This is a genomic window from Actinomadura rayongensis (genome assembly GCF_009831215.1).
Classification (GTDB): domain Bacteria; phylum Actinomycetota; class Actinomycetes; order Streptosporangiales; family Streptosporangiaceae; genus Spirillospora; species Spirillospora rayongensis.
Window position 1 is genome coordinate 1915509 of the sequence record NZ_WUTW01000001.1, and the last position, 14444, is coordinate 1929952.

Sequence of the window (14444 nt, forward strand, 5' to 3'; positions counted from 1 at the left end):
GCGCGGGCAGTGGGCGTTCGGGGGCAGGATGGAGGGGTGACCCTCCTCGATCAGCTTCCCACCGGTGACGACCTCGGCCCCGACTCGCTCTACGCGGCGTTCGAGAGCTGGGTGTCCGGCCGCGGCATCACCCTGTACCCGGCGCAGGAGGAGGCGCTGATCGAGGTCGTGTCCGGCGCGAACGTCGTCCTCGCCACGCCCACCGGGTCCGGCAAGAGCCTCGTCGCGGCGGGCGCGCTGTTCACCGCGCTCGGCCGCGAGGAGGTCGCGTTCTACACCGCGCCGATCAAGGCCCTCGTCTCGGAGAAGTTCTTCGACCTGTGCGAGATGTTCGGGCGCGAGAACGTCGGGATGATGACCGGCGACGCGTCCGTCAATGCCGACGCCCCGATCATCTGCTGCACCGCCGAGGTGCTGGCCAACATCGCGCTGCGCGACGGCGCGGACGCCGACATCGGCGTCGTCGTCATGGACGAGTTCCACTTCTACGCCGAGCCCGAGCGCGGCTGGGCCTGGCAGATCCCGCTGCTGGAGCTGCCGCAGGCGCAGTTCCTGCTGATGTCGGCGACGCTCGGGGACGTCGAGTTCTTCCGCACCGACCTGACGCGCCGCACCGGGCGTCCCACCGCCGTGGTGTCGTCGGCGGAGCGGCCCGTCCCGCTGATCTACGACTACCGCGTGACGCCGCTGCACGAGACGATCGAGGAACTGCTCGCCGAGCGCAAGGCGCCGATCTACCTCGTCCACTTCACGCAGGCCGCCGCGATCGAGCGGGCGCAGTCGCTGATGAGCGTGAACGTGTGCAGCAAGGAGGAGAAGGCGCGGATCGCCGAGCTGATCGGCGGGTTCCGGTTCACGACGAAGTTCGGGCGGAACCTGTCGCGGTTCGTCCGGCACGGCATCGGCGTCCACCACGCCGGGATGCTGCCGAAGTACCGGCGGCTCGTGGAACGGCTCGCGCAGGCCGGGCTGCTCAAGGTCATCTGCGGGACGGACACGCTCGGCGTCGGGGTGAACGTCCCGATCCGGACGGTCGTGTTCACCGCCCTGTCCAAGTACGACGGGACGCGCGTGCGGCGCCTGCGCGCCCGCGAGTTCCACCAGATCGCGGGCCGCGCCGGACGCGCCGGCTACGACACCGTCGGGTTCGTCGTCGCGCAGGCCCCCGAGCACGTCGTGGAGAACGAGAAGGCGCTCGCCAAGGCCGGGGACGACCCGAAGAAGCGCCGCAAGGTCCAGCGCAAGAAGGCGCCGGAGGGCTTCGTCGGCTGGGACGCCGAGACGTTCGCCAAGCTCCAGACCGCCGCGCCCGAGGTGCTGCGGTCCCGGTTCCAGGTGAGCCACGCGATGCTGCTGTCGGTGATCGCGCGTCCCGGCAACGCCTACCAGGCGATGAAGCGGCTGCTCACCGACAACCACGAGGACCCGGCCGCGCGCCGCCGCCACATCTCCCGCGCCATCGCGATCTATCGGTCGCTGCTGGCCGGGGGAGTGGTCGAGTCGCTGCCCGAGCCGGACGCGCAGGGCCGCTGGGCGCGCATCACCGTGGACCTCCAGGAGGACTTCGCGCTCAACCAGCCGCTGTCGACGTTCGCGCTCGCCGCGTTCGAGATCCTGGACCCGTCCTCGGCGAGCTACGCGCTGGACGTCCTGTCGGTGATCGAGGCGACGCTGGACGACCCGCGCCAGATCCTCGCCGCGCAGGAGAACAAGGCGCGCGGCGAGGCCGTCCAGGCGATGAAGGCCGAAGGGATCGAGTACGAGGAGCGGATGGAACTGCTCCAGGACGTCACCTACGCCAAGCCGCTGGAAGAGGAGCTGGAGGCGGCGTACGAGGTGTACCGGGCTGGGCACCCGTGGGTGGGGGACCACCCGCTCAGCCCGAAGTCGGTCGTCCGCGACATGTACGAGCGGGCGATGACGTTCACCGAGTACATCGGGTACTACGAGCTGGCGCGAGCGGAAGGGCTCGTCCTGCGGTACCTGTCGGGGGCGTACAAGGCGCTCCAGCAGACCGTCCCGGAGTCGATCAAGAACGACGACCTCATCGACCTCATCGAGTGGCTGGGCGAGCTGGTCCGCCAGGTGGACTCCAGCCTGCTGGACGAGTGGGAGCAGCTCGCCAACCCGGCCGCGTCGCCGGACGAGATCGTCGAGGAGCGCGTCACCCGCGTCACGGCCAACGCGCGGGCGTTCCGGGTGCTGGTCCGCAACGCGCTGTTCCGCCGCGTCGAACTGGCCGCGCTCGAACGCTACTCCGACCTCGGCGCCCTCGACCCGGAGTTCGGCGCGGACGCGTGGGCCGACGCGATGGACGCCTACTACTCCGAACACGACGAACTGCTCACCGGACCGGACGCGCGCGGCCCCAAGCTCCTCCAGATCGAGGAGGTCCCGGCGGACGGCCTGTGGCGCGTCCGCCAGGTCTTCGACGACCCGGCGGGCGACCACGACTGGGGCATCAGCGCCGAAATCGACCTGGCGGGCTCCGACGAAGCGGGCGAGGCGGTCCTCCGCGTCCTGGCAGTGGACCGCCTCTGACCCTGGGTCACGCGGCGCGGGCCTCCAGGCGGCGGGTGACGTCGGCGGCGAGGACGGGGACGTCGACGCCCTCGTCGATCAGCAGCAGGACGGAGGCGTAGCGGCCGTCCATGAGGACGGCGAGCAGCAGGTGCTCGGCCTCGATGCGTCGGCCGCCCGTCCGCAGGCACAGGCGCAGCGCGTTCTCGATGGACTTCTTCGCCTCGTGGGTGAGCGAGACGTGCTTGCCGCTGCGGCGGGGCCGGGACGCGGGGGCGTCTAGGGCGCCGGGGCCGAACGCGGCTTCGGCCGCCTCGCGGACGGCGGCCAGGTCCACGCCGATCGAGCGCAGGGCTTCGGCGTCCAGGACGTCGTCCTCGCGCTGGACGGCGTCGCGGAGCCGGATCGGGGTGGCGCCCGCCGCGCGCAGCGCCTCGGCGGCCTCGCTGTCGCCGTCGGCGAGGGCGAGCAGGAGATGCTCGGTGCCGAGCCGCCGCGCGCCGGTGGCGCGGGCCGCCTGCTGCGCCTGCACGACCGCCTCGCGGGCGGACTGCGCGAACTTCTCGAACATTCAGTCCTCCCTGCGGGACGGGCGGCGGCTGCCGCCGCTCCCGTGCTTCTTGTGGACGGCCTGCCGGCTGACGCCGAGGAAGACCGCGATCTCCTGGAAGGACCAGCCGTGGTCGCGGGCGTTCGCGACCTGCAAGGACTCCAGCCGGTCGGCCAGCTCCCGCAGGGCGCGGACGGCGCGCAGGCCCACCGCCGGGTCCCCGCTGCTCGCCTCGCGGGCGAGCGTCGCTCCATCGCTCATGGCCGTCAATCTAGGTTGACGGGCGGTGCGGTGTCAACTCATGTTGACGGCTGGCGGTGGACGAGCAGGGTGGCCAGCAGGTCGTCCAGGCTGATCAGCCCCACCGGGCGGCCCGCCGCGTCCGCGACCAGCCCGAGGTTGCTGTGCGCGGCCCGCAGGTCCGCGACGGCGGCGGCCACCGGCGTCCGCTCCGGCAGCATCGGGACCGGGTGCGCCAGCTCGCCCGCCGGGGTGTCGCGGTCGCGCGCCCGCGCCAGGTAGGCGTCCCGGACGTGGACCATCCGGGGCGTGCCCGCGCCGCGCACCATGAGCCGCGTCCGGCCCGTCCGCGCGGCCGTGTCGATGATCTCCTGCGGCGACGCGCTCTCGTGGACGGCGATGATGTCGGCCAGCGGCACCACCAGGCCCTTCAGCGACGCGCGCGGGGCGTCCAGCGCGGCCGTCAGCACCCGCAGGTCCGCCTCGTCGATCAGCCCGAGGCGCCGCGACTCCTCGGCGAGGTCGCGGAGCTGCTCGGGCGTCCGGGAGATCTCCGCCGCGTCGCGCGGCCGGACGCCGATCGCGCGCAGCAGCAGGTTCGTCACCGCGTTCAGCGTCGTCAGCACCGGCCGGACGACGCGGGTGAACGCGCGGAACGGCGGCGCCAGGATCTCCGCCGACCGCTCCGGCCGGACGATCGCCCACGACTTCGGCGCCATCTCCCCGACGACCATGTGCAGGAACGTCACGAGCGCGAGGGCCAGCACGAACGCCACCGCGTGCCCCGCCGCGCGTGGCAGCCCGACCGCGTGGAACAGCGGCAGCAGCGCGTCGGTGATCACCGGCTCTGACACCAGGCCGAGCCCGAGCGAGCACATCGTGATGCCGAGCTGCGCGCCCGCGAGCATCAGCGACAGCTCCCGGATCCCCGCGATGGCGGACGCGGCGGCGCGCGACCCCTCCGCCGCGTCCCGCTCCAGCCGGGGCCGCTTGGCCGCGACGAGCGCGAACTCCGCCGCGACGAAGAACCCGTTGCCCGCCAGCAGCGCCAGCGTCACCGGGGCGCCGATCCCGAGGTTCACGACGCGTCCCCGGCGGGCTCGACGCGGATCCGCACCAGCTCGGGCACGTGCCGGTGGACGGTCATGACCTCGACCACGGCGTGCAGCGGCGGCTCGTCCAGCCGGGCCGCCAGCTCGACGTCCACCACGTCGCCCGGCTCGGCGACCCGGCCGAGCCGTTTCAGCAGCAGCCCCGCCACGGTCTCGTAGTCGCCGCGCGGCAGCTCGACGCCCGTCTCGTGGGCGGCCTCGTCGATGCGCAGGCCCGCGTCGATCGTCCACCACTCGCCGCTGCGGATCGCGAGTTCTTCGATCGGCTCGTTCTCGTCGGAGATCTCGCCGACCAGTTCCTCGGCGACGTCCTCCCAGGTCAGCAGCCCGGCGAAGCCGCCGTACTCGTCCACGACGCAGGCCAGCGGGGCGCGCATCGCCTGGAGCTGCGCGACGACCTCCGGCAGCGGCAGCGTCGACGGCAGCATGAGCGCGGGCCGCGCCAGCGACCGGACGGTCGTCCGCGCGGCCTCCTGGGGGCTCAGCGTGATCAGCTCGTCCAGGCCGACGATGCCGACGACGTCGTCCACGCCCGTCCCGACGACCGGGTAGCGGGTGTGGCCGCTGGCGATGATCACCTCGCTGAGCGCGTCGGCCATGTCGCCCGCCGCGACGGTCACGACGTCCACGCGCGGGACCATGACCTCTTCCGCGCTGCGCTCGGAGAACACCAGCGCGCGTTCCAGCAGGTCGATGTGGCCCTCCTGCAACTGCTCGCCGGACTCGCCGATGATGTGGCCGAGTTCTTCCAGCGTCGCGCCGTGGTGCAGCTCCTCGACCGGCTCGATCCCGGCCGCGCGCACCAGCCGGTTCGCCGCCGCGTCGAACAGCCGGATCAGCGGCCCCGCGACCGCCAGGTAGGCGAGCGTGGACGCCGCGAGGAACCGGGCGAGCGGTTCGGCGCGGGCCAGCGCGAGGTTCTTCGGGAACAGCTCGCCGAGCACCATCTGCACGATCGTCGCGAGGACGAACCCGAGCGCCACCCCGGCGCCGTCCGCCATCGCGGCGGGCAGGCCCAGCGCGTCCAGCGCCGGACGGAACAGCCCGGAGAGGGCGGGCCGGGCGATGAAACCGACGACCAGCGCCGTCACCGTGATGCCGAGCTGCGCGCCCGACAGCATGAACGACAGCCGGTTCATCACCTCGACGGCGCGGGCGGAGCGCCGGTCGCCGTCGCGGGCGCGGTGCTCCAGCTCCAGCCGGTCGGCGGTGACGAACGCGAACTCCTGGGCGACGAAGTAGCCCGTCGCGGCCGTCAGCACCAGCACCGCGAGCAGCCCGAGGCCGGCGTTCACCCGCGCGGCCCCTCACCGGTCACCATGCACCCTCCTCACCCGCGTACCAAGATCCTTACCCCGTTTCCCGCAGGGCACGACCCGCGCGGGCGCTCAGGGACGGTCGGGGAAGAGAAGGCGGAGGTACATCGCGGTGACGTCGTCCAGCGCCCGTTCGAACGAGGCCGGGCCGTCGATCGTCCGGGCGAACCGGTCGATCATCGCGTACGCGGCCTCCGACACCGCGCGCGGCGACGCGGCCGGACGCGCCTCGCCGCGCGCCGCGAGCCGTTCGACGTAGCGCGTGCTGCGGCGCAGCGGACGCTCCCGGATCTCCGTCATGATCGCGGCGATCGCGGGATCGGCGAGCGCCTGGTGTTCGAGGACGGTCAGCAGCTCGCGGTGCTCGGCGGCGGCGGTGAGGAACGCGGCGATCGACGCGCGGGCGAGGACGTCCGGGCCGCCCGCGTCGGGGATCTCGTGGGCGGCGAGGAACGCGTCGCGGACCCGTCCCGCGATGGCGCGGAACACGTCCGCGCGGGAGGCGAAGTAGACGTAGAACGTCGCGCGGGACACGTGCGCCTCGGCCGTGATGTCGGCGACGGTCGTGCGCGCGTAGCCGAGCCGGGCGAAGACCTTCGCGGCGCAGGCGAGCAGGAGCGTCCGGGTCTCGTGGTCGCGGCCGGCCCGGGCGGTGCGGGCCGCCCACGGGGCCTTCGGCTGCGTCATCGCTTCAGCGTAGCGTCGGCGGTCCCGGCCGACCGCCGAACGCGGGACGTCCGGGCGGCTCCGGCGGCGGTCCGGCCGCGGCCACCGGGGTGCTCCGGGGGCGGGCACCAGATTCACAAGCCGGTCAATCTTCCGGCAAGACACCTGCGGGGTCCGTCCGCGACCCCGGCCCGCCGGGTAGCCGATCAGCGACGGGCGAGCGCACGCGTGCCCGGGCTGGGAGGACGATCATGGCAGGGAACGAGCACCGCCCGGTCCTCGTGGGGACGGACGGATCGCCGGGCGGCGCCCGCGCCGTCGAGTGGGCCGCCGACGACGCCGCGCGGCGCGGCCGGGAACTGCACGTGCTCTACGCCGACGGCGAATGGCCGATGGGCGTGGAGTCGCCGCCCGACCGGCCCGAGGGCCGCGAACTCGGCGACGGTCGCACCAAGGTGATCGAGGAGGCGCGCGCGATCGCCGCGCACCGCCAGCCGGGACTGAGCGTCTCGGGCGAGGCGCTGACCGCCGACCCGGTGCGGGCGCTGCTCGCCGAGTCGCCGCGCGCGTTCGAGACCGTCATCGGCAGCCGGGGCCTCGGCGGGTTCGCCGGGATGATGCTCGGCTCGGTGGCGCTGCGCGTCGCGGGCCGGGCCGCCGGACCGGTCGTCGTCGTGCGCGGCGAGAAGCCGCCCGAGGGCGGGCACCACGAGGTGATCGCGGGCGTGGACCTGTCCGAGCGGACCCACGACGTCCTCGAATACGCCTACGAGGCCGCCGAACTGCGCGGCGCGCGGCTGCGGATCGTCTGCGGCTTCCACGCGGCGCCGTCGCTGGTGGCGTCCGGCCGCTTCGTGGACATCGACGGCGTCGAGGACTCGCTCCGCGCCCAGATGAGCGACGTGCGCCGCGAGTTCGGCGAACAGCGGCCCAAAGTGGACGTGGTGGACGTCCTGGTCCGCGACCACCCCGTCCACGCCCTGGCCGAACGCTCCCACGAGGCCGACCTGGTCGTCGTCGGCGCCCGCGGCCTCGGCCGGATGCGCTCCATGCTGCTCGGCTCGATCAGCCACGGCGTCCTGCACCACGCCCATTGCCCGGTAGCCGTCGTGACATCCCGCACCGAACCCTACGAATGACCCACGCGCGTTCCACCGGACCGGGCAGCCCGTTCAACGCCGCCCGCACGCCGCGCCGGTTCAGGCGGGCCGTTCGACCTCCGCCCACAGGCTGGGCAGGTTCACCACGATGCCCTCTTGCGTGCTGCGGGCGATGACGACGACGGCCTCTTCGTCCGGCGACGGGTTCTCCTCGCGATGCGGCACGTAGGGCGGCACGAAGATGTAGTCGCCCGGCTCGGTCTGCACGCGCACTTCCGCGTCGCCGTCGGCGAACACGAACACCGGACGGCCGGACACCACGTAGATCGCCGTCTCGGCCTCCCCGTGGTGGTGGTCGCCGGAACCGGTCGCGGGCGCGACGTGCGTGCGGCCCATCCACAGCCGCTCCGAGCCCACGGTCTTTCCAGAGACCGCCTCGAATCTCACCATCCCGGACGTCTGCGCCGTGTCCGGCGTGAGATCACGCCCTCGCACATGCTCGATGCGCGCATGCCAGGCCGCGTCGCCCGCCGAGGTCTCGCTGCTTGAGGTCACGCCTCATGGTCGCACCGGCACGGTCGCGTCGGCATCGCCGCGCCGACCTTCTTGCGCTCACCTCGTTGCGCTCACCTCCTCGCGCTCACCCCCTCGTGCTCACTTCCTCGCGCACGCTCCCTCGTGCTCACTTCCTCATGCTCACTTCCTCGCGCACACCGCGTCACGCCGGCATGGTCGCGTCCAGCTCGTCGCGCTCAGCTCGTCGCGTCCAGCTTGCGTCCAGCTCGTCGGGGCGGTGTGGGGGCCGGAGCGGCCGGGTGGCCGCTCCGGCGGGAGGTGTCAGGGGGCGACGTAGCCGTGGTGGCCGCCGGGGCCGTGGACGACGCCGGTGCTCGACGGGAGGCCCGGGCGTGCCGGGCCGCGGTGCACGTACGGGCCGTGGTGCGCGTGCGGGCGGCCGTGCGGCTGGCCGTAGGGGCGGCCGTGCTCGTGGTGGCCGGGCGCGTACGGCCGGTGCGGGCCGTAGGGGTGCTGGTACACGTGGTGTCCGTGCGGCCGGTGCGGTCCGTTGGGCCACGGCGACGCCGAGGCCGGAGCGGCGAGCGCGAGCCCCGTGGCGGCGGCGACGGCCGACGCGACGAGAATCCTGCGCATCCTCATGGGTCCTCCCGATGTGAACCGTGGCGGTCTGCCACGTCTCACCGCAGAACGTAGTCGTTTGACTACGGAAGGGGAATAGGTGCAGGCAGAGAGTGGTGTGAAGTGCCGGAACTACCGCCTCGCGGTCAGCCCGCCCTTTCCCTCGCGCCTCATCCGCACCGCCGACCCCGTCCGCCCCGCGGATGACGCCCGCCCACCGCGTGCCAAGATGAAAGGCCCGATCCCGATTCGTGAGGGGGCCCGATGTCGCTGCGCTACGGCCTGCTCGGCCTGCTCGCCGAGGGACCGGCGAGCGGGTACGACCTGGCCCGGCGCTTCCAGGAGGTGCTGAGCTCGATCTGGCCCGCGCAGCACCCGAAGATCTACGCCGAACTGCGCCGGCTGACCGCCGAGGGCCTGATCGAGGTCGACAGCCAGGGGCCGCGCGGACGCACCGCCTACCGCATCACGGGGGACGGCCTCGCCGCGCTGCGGCACTGGCTCGCCGAGGAGGACGTCGACCGCACGATGCGCCTCCAGCCGCTCCTGCGCTCCCTCTTCTTCTGGCTCATGGACCCGGACGAGCTGAACCGCCACCTCGCCCGGGAGGCCGAGTACTACGCGGGCATGGCCGAGGCCTACCGCGCGTACGCCGCCCGCAAGGACGCGGGGGAGTTCGGGGACGCGCCGCCCGTCCAGTCGATGCGGGTGACGATCGAGGCCGCCGTCCGGCTGTTCGACGCCCTGGCGGACTGGGCGCGGTGGGCGGCCGACCGTCCGCCGGCCGCCGCGCCGCCGGGCGGGCAGGGCTAGGGTCAGCCGCCCGCCGGGACCGCGTGCAGGCCCAGCGCGCGCCGGACGAGCCGGGACCGCACCGCGTAGGGGAGACGCAGCAGCAGCCCGACGGCCCGCACCTCGCCGGACACCGCATAGTGCCGCCGCGGCCTGCGCGCCTCGACGGCCCGCACCACCACCCGGGCCGTCGCGTCCACCGCCGCCGGCCGCCGCCGCTCCGCCGCCCGCTCGAAGGCCGTCCGGTGCGCGGCGTAGAGACGCGCGCGCTCGGGATCGGCCGCCGCGAGCGCCGCGGCGTCCGCCGCCGCCGCGCGGGCGAAGATCTCGGTCGCCGTGTTGCCCGGCTCGACCAGCGCGACCGGGACGCCCCAGGCGAGCAGCTCGCCGCGCAGCGCCTCCGACATCGACGCGAGCGCGGCCTTGCTGCCCGACAGGGCGCCGAGCATCGGGAACGGCATCCGCGCGGTGGGCGCGCTGATGTTGACGATCCGTCCGCGCGCCGCCCGCAGCAGCGGCAGGAACGCCTGGGCCACGAACACCGGCCCGAACGTGTTGACCTCGAACTGGCGGCGCAGATCGGCGGGCGGGACGAGTTCCAGCGGCCCCTGCACGATGAGCCCGGCGTTGTTGACGACGGCGGCCAGTCCGCGTCCGTCCAGCTCGGCGGCGATCAGCCGGGCGGCGGCGGACGCGCTCGCCGGGTCGGCCACGTCGAGGCGGACGGTGCGCACGTTCGCCAGGCCGTCGAAGACGTTGGTGTCCGCGCGGACCCCCGCGTAGACGGTGTGACCCCGCTCGGCCAGGGCCGTGACGATCCCCGCCCCGATGCCGCCGGCGGCCCCGGTGACCAGGATGGATTTTTGCTCGCTCATGGCGCTCTCCTTAACATGACCTAAGGGACATGTACCTAAGACCATGTCCGCGCCTGGCGGGGCTGTCAAGGCGGCGAAGATCACGCATGTCCGTCGTGCGCCGGGTAGGACGGCGAACGCAGCAACGGACGAACGACCTGGAGGAATTCATGACCGCCGACCTTCCGGCCCCCCGCGGCCCGCTCAGCGAAGCCCTCCTGGAGGTGCTGCGCGGCCCGGCCGGAACTCCGGCGGCGGAGAAGGCGCTCGGCGCGGCCCCGGCGGCGGACGACCCGTTCGGCGACGACCTCCACCTCGCGCTGCACCTCTGCTACGAGCTGCACTACCAGGGGCTCACCGGCGTGGACGCCGGGTGGGAGTGGGATCCGGCGCTGCTCGGGCTGCGCGCCACCCTGGAACAGGCGTTCCTCGCAGAGCTGCGGGACGGGACGCCCGGCAAGGACGTCCACGACGTCCTGGACGCCCTCCTCATCGAGCACCTGGACGCCCGCGGCCCCTCCCACCACCTGCGCGACAAGGGCGAGATGTGGCAGATGCGGGAGTACCTGGTGCACCGGTCGATCTACCAGCTCAAGGAGTCGGATCCGCAGGCGTTCGCCGTCCCGAGACTGGCAGGCCCGCCGAAGGCTGCGCTAGCGGCCGTCCAGTACGACGAGTTCGGCGGCGGCAACGCGGAGAGGATGCACGCCCGGCTGTTCGCCGACCTCATGGAGGAGGCGGACCTCGACCCGTCCTACGGCGCGTACGTGGACGTCGTGCCCGCGCCGATGCTCGCCATCACGAACATGATGTCGCTGTTCGCGCTGCACCGGGCGCTGCGCGGCGCGATCCTCGGCCACTTCGCGGTCCTGGAGATCACGAGCAGCCCGGGCTCGGAGCGGATGTGCCGGGCGCTGCGGCGGCTCGGCGTCGCCGAGCGCGGCGTGCGGTTCTACGCCGAGCACGTGGAGGCCGACGCCGTCCACGAGCAGGTGCTGCGCCGGGACGTCATCGGCGGGCTGCTGGACGCGGAACCGGAGCTGGCGCCGGACGTCGCGCTGGGCGCGGAGGCGACCGTCCTGCTGGAGGACCGGCTGGACGGCCACCTGCTCGGCTCCTGGGACGCCGGCCGCACGTCCCTGCTCCGCCCGCTCTGACCGGCGACGGCCGCTCGGGCGGCGGCGGACGGGGGCTAGCCGTCGTCGCGGACCTTGCGCCGGTGGCTGGTGTCGCAGAACGGCGCGGTGCGGCTGCGGCGGCACGTGCACAGCGCGACGACGAACCGGTCGGACCGGACGGTCGTCCCGTCGTCCATCTCGATCTCCACCGGCCCTTCCATGAGCAGCGGCCCGTCCTTCACCTGCGTCACCTTGTGCACCATAAAGCCCGACATACCCGGGGAGCACTGGCAAAACGGTGATGCATCGCATACCCGGACGAGCAAGGACAAGGATCGTTTGCCGAGGCCGTGACCCGCCATGGCCGATCCGAGTTGACTCCGCCCGGACGCCGCGCCAATCCTGAAAGTGCGCCCGTCGGCAGGACCGCCGCCGGGCGCGGGGCCCGCGGCACGGCCCGCACGCGAGACGGCGCGGCGGGACCGGAAGGCGGCGGGGGCCCCGGCCGCGGCCCGATCCGGGTGAACGTCACCCGGCGGACCACATCCACGAGAGCACGCGGCGTTCCCGAAGAACGTCCGCGTGATTCACGGCCTCTTCGGCGGTGATGACCCGACCGGTCAGCGTCCCGCAGGGAGGAACTTTCCGCTCATGACAGCTTTCACGAGTCCCACGAACCTTCGTACCGACCCGCGTACTGACACGGCGGACCGGCCCGGCCCGGACGAGACCGGACCGACGATCGAGGAACGCCTCGCCGAACTGCGCGCGCTGACCGACGGGCCGCGCCGCGACCGGATGCGCGAGGAGATCATCGTCTCGTGCGTCCCGACGGTGCAGCGGATCGCGCGCCGGTTCGCGTCCCGCGGCGAGAGCGTGGACGACCTCTTCCAGGTCGGGATGCTCGGCCTGATCTCGGCGGTGGACCGCTTCGAGCCCGATCGCGGCACCCGCTTCTTCGCCTACGCGACGCCGACCGTGGTCGGTGAGATCAAGCGGCACTTCCGCGACCGGGGCTGGGCGGTGCGCCCGCCGCGCGGCGTCCAGGAGCGCTGGGCCGAGCTGAACGAGGCGCGCGGCCGGCTCAGCCAGTCGCTCGGCCGGTCCCCGACGATCGCCGACCTCGCGGCCGACCTGGACACCGACGAGGAGGAGATCATCGAGGCGATCCAGGCGGGCGACGAGTACCACCTGTGCTCGCTGGACCGCAGTGTGGACGACGACCCCGACAGCCCGACCGTCGCCGAGACGATCGCGACGCTCGACACCGAGCCGGAGGTCATCGACTCGCGGGAGTCGGTCAAGCCGGTGCTCAACCGGCTCGCCGCGCGGGAGCGGCAGATCCTGCTGCTGCGCTTCTACGGCAACAAGACGCAGCGGGAGATCGCCGCGATCGTCGGGCTGTCGCAGATGCACGTGTCCCGGCTGATCCGCGACAGCCTGGCGCTGCTGCGGGCCGCCGCCGAGGGCGAGGACGACCCCGGCCCGGCGGACGAGCGGCGTCCGCGCGCGGCCCGCCGGACGCGGTCGGTCCAGACCGTCACCGAGACCACGCGGACCACCACCCGGACGACCGCGCGGACCACCGCGGCCCGGCCGAGCGGACGCGGCAAGGCCCGGCGGAAGGCGCATAGCGGACGTCCCGCGGGGTAGGCGCGCCGACGGACACCGACCGACGAGGAAGGACACCGCTATGAGCCAGCAGATCCGCGAGATCATGACCAAGTCCCCGCAGTGCGTGCAGCCCGACACCGTGGTGACGGATATTGCGGGGACGATGCGAGATCAGGACGTCGGAGCGGTGCTGGTCACCAACGACGGCCGGCTGCTGGGCGTCGTGACCGACCGCGACCTGGTGACGCGCTTCCTGGCCGACGGGGGCGACCCGGGGACGACGACGGCCCAGGCCGTCGCCAGCTCCGCCGACTACACGCTCGCGCCGGACGACCACGTCTCGCGCGCCGTGGACATCATGCGGGACCAGGCCGTGCGGCGGCTGCCGGTCGTCGAGGACGGCCGTCCCGTGGGCATCGTGTCGATCGGGGACCTCGCGATCGAGCGGGACGAGCGCTCGGCCCTCGCCGACATCAGCGCGGCCCCGGCCAACAAGTGACGGGTCCGTCCGCCGGGGGGCCGCGCGCCCCCCGGCCCGGCGCGGGCACGACGGTCGTCATCGCGACCCGCGACCGCCGCGACGAGCTGCTGCGGACGGTCGCCAGGCTGCGCGCCCTGCCCGAGGAGCCCGAGGTCATCGTCGTGGACAACGGGTCGCGGGACGGGACGGCCGACGCCGTCCGCGCGCTCGGCGACCCCGGCACGACCGTCCTCGGCCTGGCCCGCAACGTCGGCGCGCCCGCCCGCAACCTCGGCGTGGCCGCCGCCCGCACCCCGTACGTCGCGTTCAGCGACGACGACTCCTGGTGGGAGCCGGGCTCGCTCGCCCGCGCGGCGGCCGAGTTCGACGCCCATCCCCGGCTCGGGCTGATCGCGGCGCGCACGCTCGTCGGCGCCGCCCGCGACCCCGACCCGATCAACGCCGCGATGACGGACACGCCGCTGCCGCCGGGGCCGCGCCCGCTGCCGGGCCCGCCGGTGCTCGGCTTCCTGGCGTGCGCGGCGGTCGTCCGGCGGGAGGCGTTCCTGTCCGTCGGCGGGTTCAGCACGGTGCTGTTCTTCGTCGGCGAGGAGCGGCTGCTCGCCTACGACCTGGCCGCCGCGGGCTGGGACCGCTGCCATGTGCCGGGCGTCGTGGCCGTCCACGACCCGTCGCCGCGCCGGCAGGGCGCGGGGGCGCGGCGCAGCGCCGAGCTGCGCAACACCGTGCTCACCGCCTGGCTGCGGCGGCCCGCCGCGCTGGCCGCCCGGGAGACCGCCCGGCTCGCCGCCGCCGCGCCCGGCGACGGCGACGCCCGCCGCGCCCTCGCCGGGGCGCTGCGCCGGCTGCCCGCCGCGCTGGCCCGGCGCCGCCCGCTGCCGCCGCCGGTGGAACGCGCGGCCGGGCTCATCGACCGGCATGCGCCGGAGCCGGTGCCGTGACCG

General features: G+C 74.0%; 16 protein-coding genes. 7 read left to right on the top strand and 9 right to left on the bottom strand.

Annotation, left to right across the window (positions count from 1 at the left end; genetic code table 11):
- Nucleotides 1–36 precede the first annotated feature (36 nt).
- Nucleotides 37–2541 (top strand): DUF3516 domain-containing protein, encoded by a 2505-nt coding sequence (locus tag GQ466_RS09055; RefSeq protein ID WP_161102233.1) that lies wholly within the window; start codon nucleotides 37–39, stop codon nucleotides 2539–2541.
- Between the two features lie 7 nt (nucleotides 2542–2548).
- On the opposite strand, the gene GQ466_RS09060 is transcribed toward GQ466_RS09055, so the two are convergent.
- The 5 genes from GQ466_RS09060 to GQ466_RS09080 form a co-directional block, all read right to left on the bottom strand.
- Entirely contained in the window at nucleotides 2549–3091 is a 543-nt protein-coding gene (locus GQ466_RS09060) for a Clp protease N-terminal domain-containing protein (protein ID WP_161102234.1), read from the bottom strand.
- Nucleotides 3092–3331 (bottom strand): RNA polymerase subunit sigma-70, encoded by a 240-nt coding sequence (locus tag GQ466_RS09065; protein WP_161102235.1) that lies wholly within the window; start codon nucleotides 3329–3331, stop codon nucleotides 3092–3094.
- A gap of 38 nt (nucleotides 3332–3369) precedes the next feature.
- On the bottom strand, nucleotides 3370–4392 hold the full coding sequence (locus GQ466_RS09070; RefSeq protein WP_161102236.1) for a CNNM domain-containing protein: 1023 nt from the start codon (nucleotides 4390–4392) through the stop codon (nucleotides 3370–3372).
- Nucleotides 4389–5717, bottom strand: coding sequence for a CNNM domain-containing protein (locus GQ466_RS09075; protein ID WP_161102237.1), 1329 nt, complete (start codon nucleotides 5715–5717; stop codon nucleotides 4389–4391). Before GQ466_RS09075 ends, GQ466_RS09070 begins: the two co-directional genes overlap by 4 nt.
- A 93-nt stretch (nucleotides 5718–5810) precedes the next feature.
- Complete coding sequence (locus GQ466_RS09080) at nucleotides 5811–6425, bottom strand: TetR/AcrR family transcriptional regulator (protein ID WP_161102238.1); 615 nt, start codon at nucleotides 6423–6425, stop codon at nucleotides 5811–5813.
- 230 nt (nucleotides 6426–6655) lie between these two features.
- Between GQ466_RS09080 and GQ466_RS09085 the strand changes: the two genes are divergently transcribed.
- On the top strand, nucleotides 6656–7543 hold the full coding sequence (locus GQ466_RS09085; protein WP_161102239.1) for a universal stress protein: 888 nt from the start codon (nucleotides 6656–6658) through the stop codon (nucleotides 7541–7543).
- A 60-nt stretch (nucleotides 7544–7603) separates the two neighbouring features.
- Here the strand turns inward: GQ466_RS09085 and GQ466_RS09090 are convergent, their stop codons facing one another.
- Both GQ466_RS09090 and GQ466_RS09095 read right to left on the bottom strand, forming a co-directional pair.
- Nucleotides 7604–7954 carry a cupin domain-containing protein gene (locus GQ466_RS09090; RefSeq protein WP_237417623.1) on the bottom strand — a complete coding sequence of 117 codons (351 nt, stop codon included), beginning with the start codon at nucleotides 7952–7954 and terminating at the stop codon, nucleotides 7604–7606.
- A gap of 387 nt (nucleotides 7955–8341) precedes the next feature.
- On the bottom strand, nucleotides 8342–8662 hold the full coding sequence (locus tag GQ466_RS09095) for a hypothetical protein (protein ID WP_161102241.1): 321 nt from the start codon (nucleotides 8660–8662) through the stop codon (nucleotides 8342–8344).
- Between the two features lie 243 nt (nucleotides 8663–8905).
- On the opposite strand from GQ466_RS09095, the gene GQ466_RS09100 reads away from it, so the two are divergent.
- Nucleotides 8906–9454, top strand: a complete 549-nt coding sequence (locus GQ466_RS09100) for a PadR family transcriptional regulator (RefSeq protein ID WP_161102242.1) — start codon at nucleotides 8906–8908, stop codon at nucleotides 9452–9454.
- A gap of 2 nt (nucleotides 9455–9456) precedes the next feature.
- On the opposite strand, the gene GQ466_RS09105 is transcribed toward GQ466_RS09100, so the two are convergent.
- Entirely contained in the window at nucleotides 9457–10308 is an 852-nt protein-coding gene (locus tag GQ466_RS09105; RefSeq protein WP_161102243.1) for an SDR family NAD(P)-dependent oxidoreductase, read from the bottom strand.
- Nucleotides 10309–10457: 149 nt separating this feature from the next.
- On the opposite strand from GQ466_RS09105, the gene GQ466_RS09110 reads away from it, so the two are divergent.
- On the top strand, nucleotides 10458–11444 hold the full coding sequence (locus GQ466_RS09110; protein WP_161102244.1) for an iron-containing redox enzyme family protein: 987 nt from the start codon (nucleotides 10458–10460) through the stop codon (nucleotides 11442–11444).
- A 35-nt stretch (nucleotides 11445–11479) separates the two neighbouring features.
- Here GQ466_RS09110 and GQ466_RS09115 read toward each other — a convergent pair whose 3' ends face one another.
- A complete protein-coding gene (locus GQ466_RS09115; protein WP_337193383.1) occupies nucleotides 11480–11656 on the bottom strand; it encodes a CDGSH iron-sulfur domain-containing protein in 177 nt (58 codons plus the stop codon).
- Between the two features lie 400 nt (nucleotides 11657–12056).
- Between GQ466_RS09115 and GQ466_RS09120 the strand changes: the two genes are divergently transcribed.
- Genes GQ466_RS09120 through GQ466_RS09130 form a run of 3 tightly spaced genes read left to right on the top strand, consistent with a single transcriptional unit; the run spans nucleotide 12057 to nucleotide 14441 of the window.
- The gene (locus GQ466_RS09120; protein WP_237417624.1) at nucleotides 12057–13058 is read left to right on the top strand and encodes a SigB/SigF/SigG family RNA polymerase sigma factor; all 1002 of its coding nucleotides are present in this window, start codon (nucleotides 12057–12059) and stop codon (nucleotides 13056–13058) included.
- A gap of 40 nt (nucleotides 13059–13098) precedes the next feature.
- The gene (locus tag GQ466_RS09125) at nucleotides 13099–13518 is read left to right on the top strand and encodes a CBS domain-containing protein (RefSeq protein ID WP_161102246.1); all 420 of its coding nucleotides are present in this window, start codon (nucleotides 13099–13101) and stop codon (nucleotides 13516–13518) included.
- Entirely contained in the window at nucleotides 13515–14441 is a 927-nt protein-coding gene (locus GQ466_RS09130; protein WP_161102247.1) for a glycosyltransferase, read from the top strand. The genes GQ466_RS09125 and GQ466_RS09130 overlap by 4 nt, the downstream gene beginning before the upstream one ends.
- Nucleotides 14442–14444 lie beyond the last annotated feature (3 nt).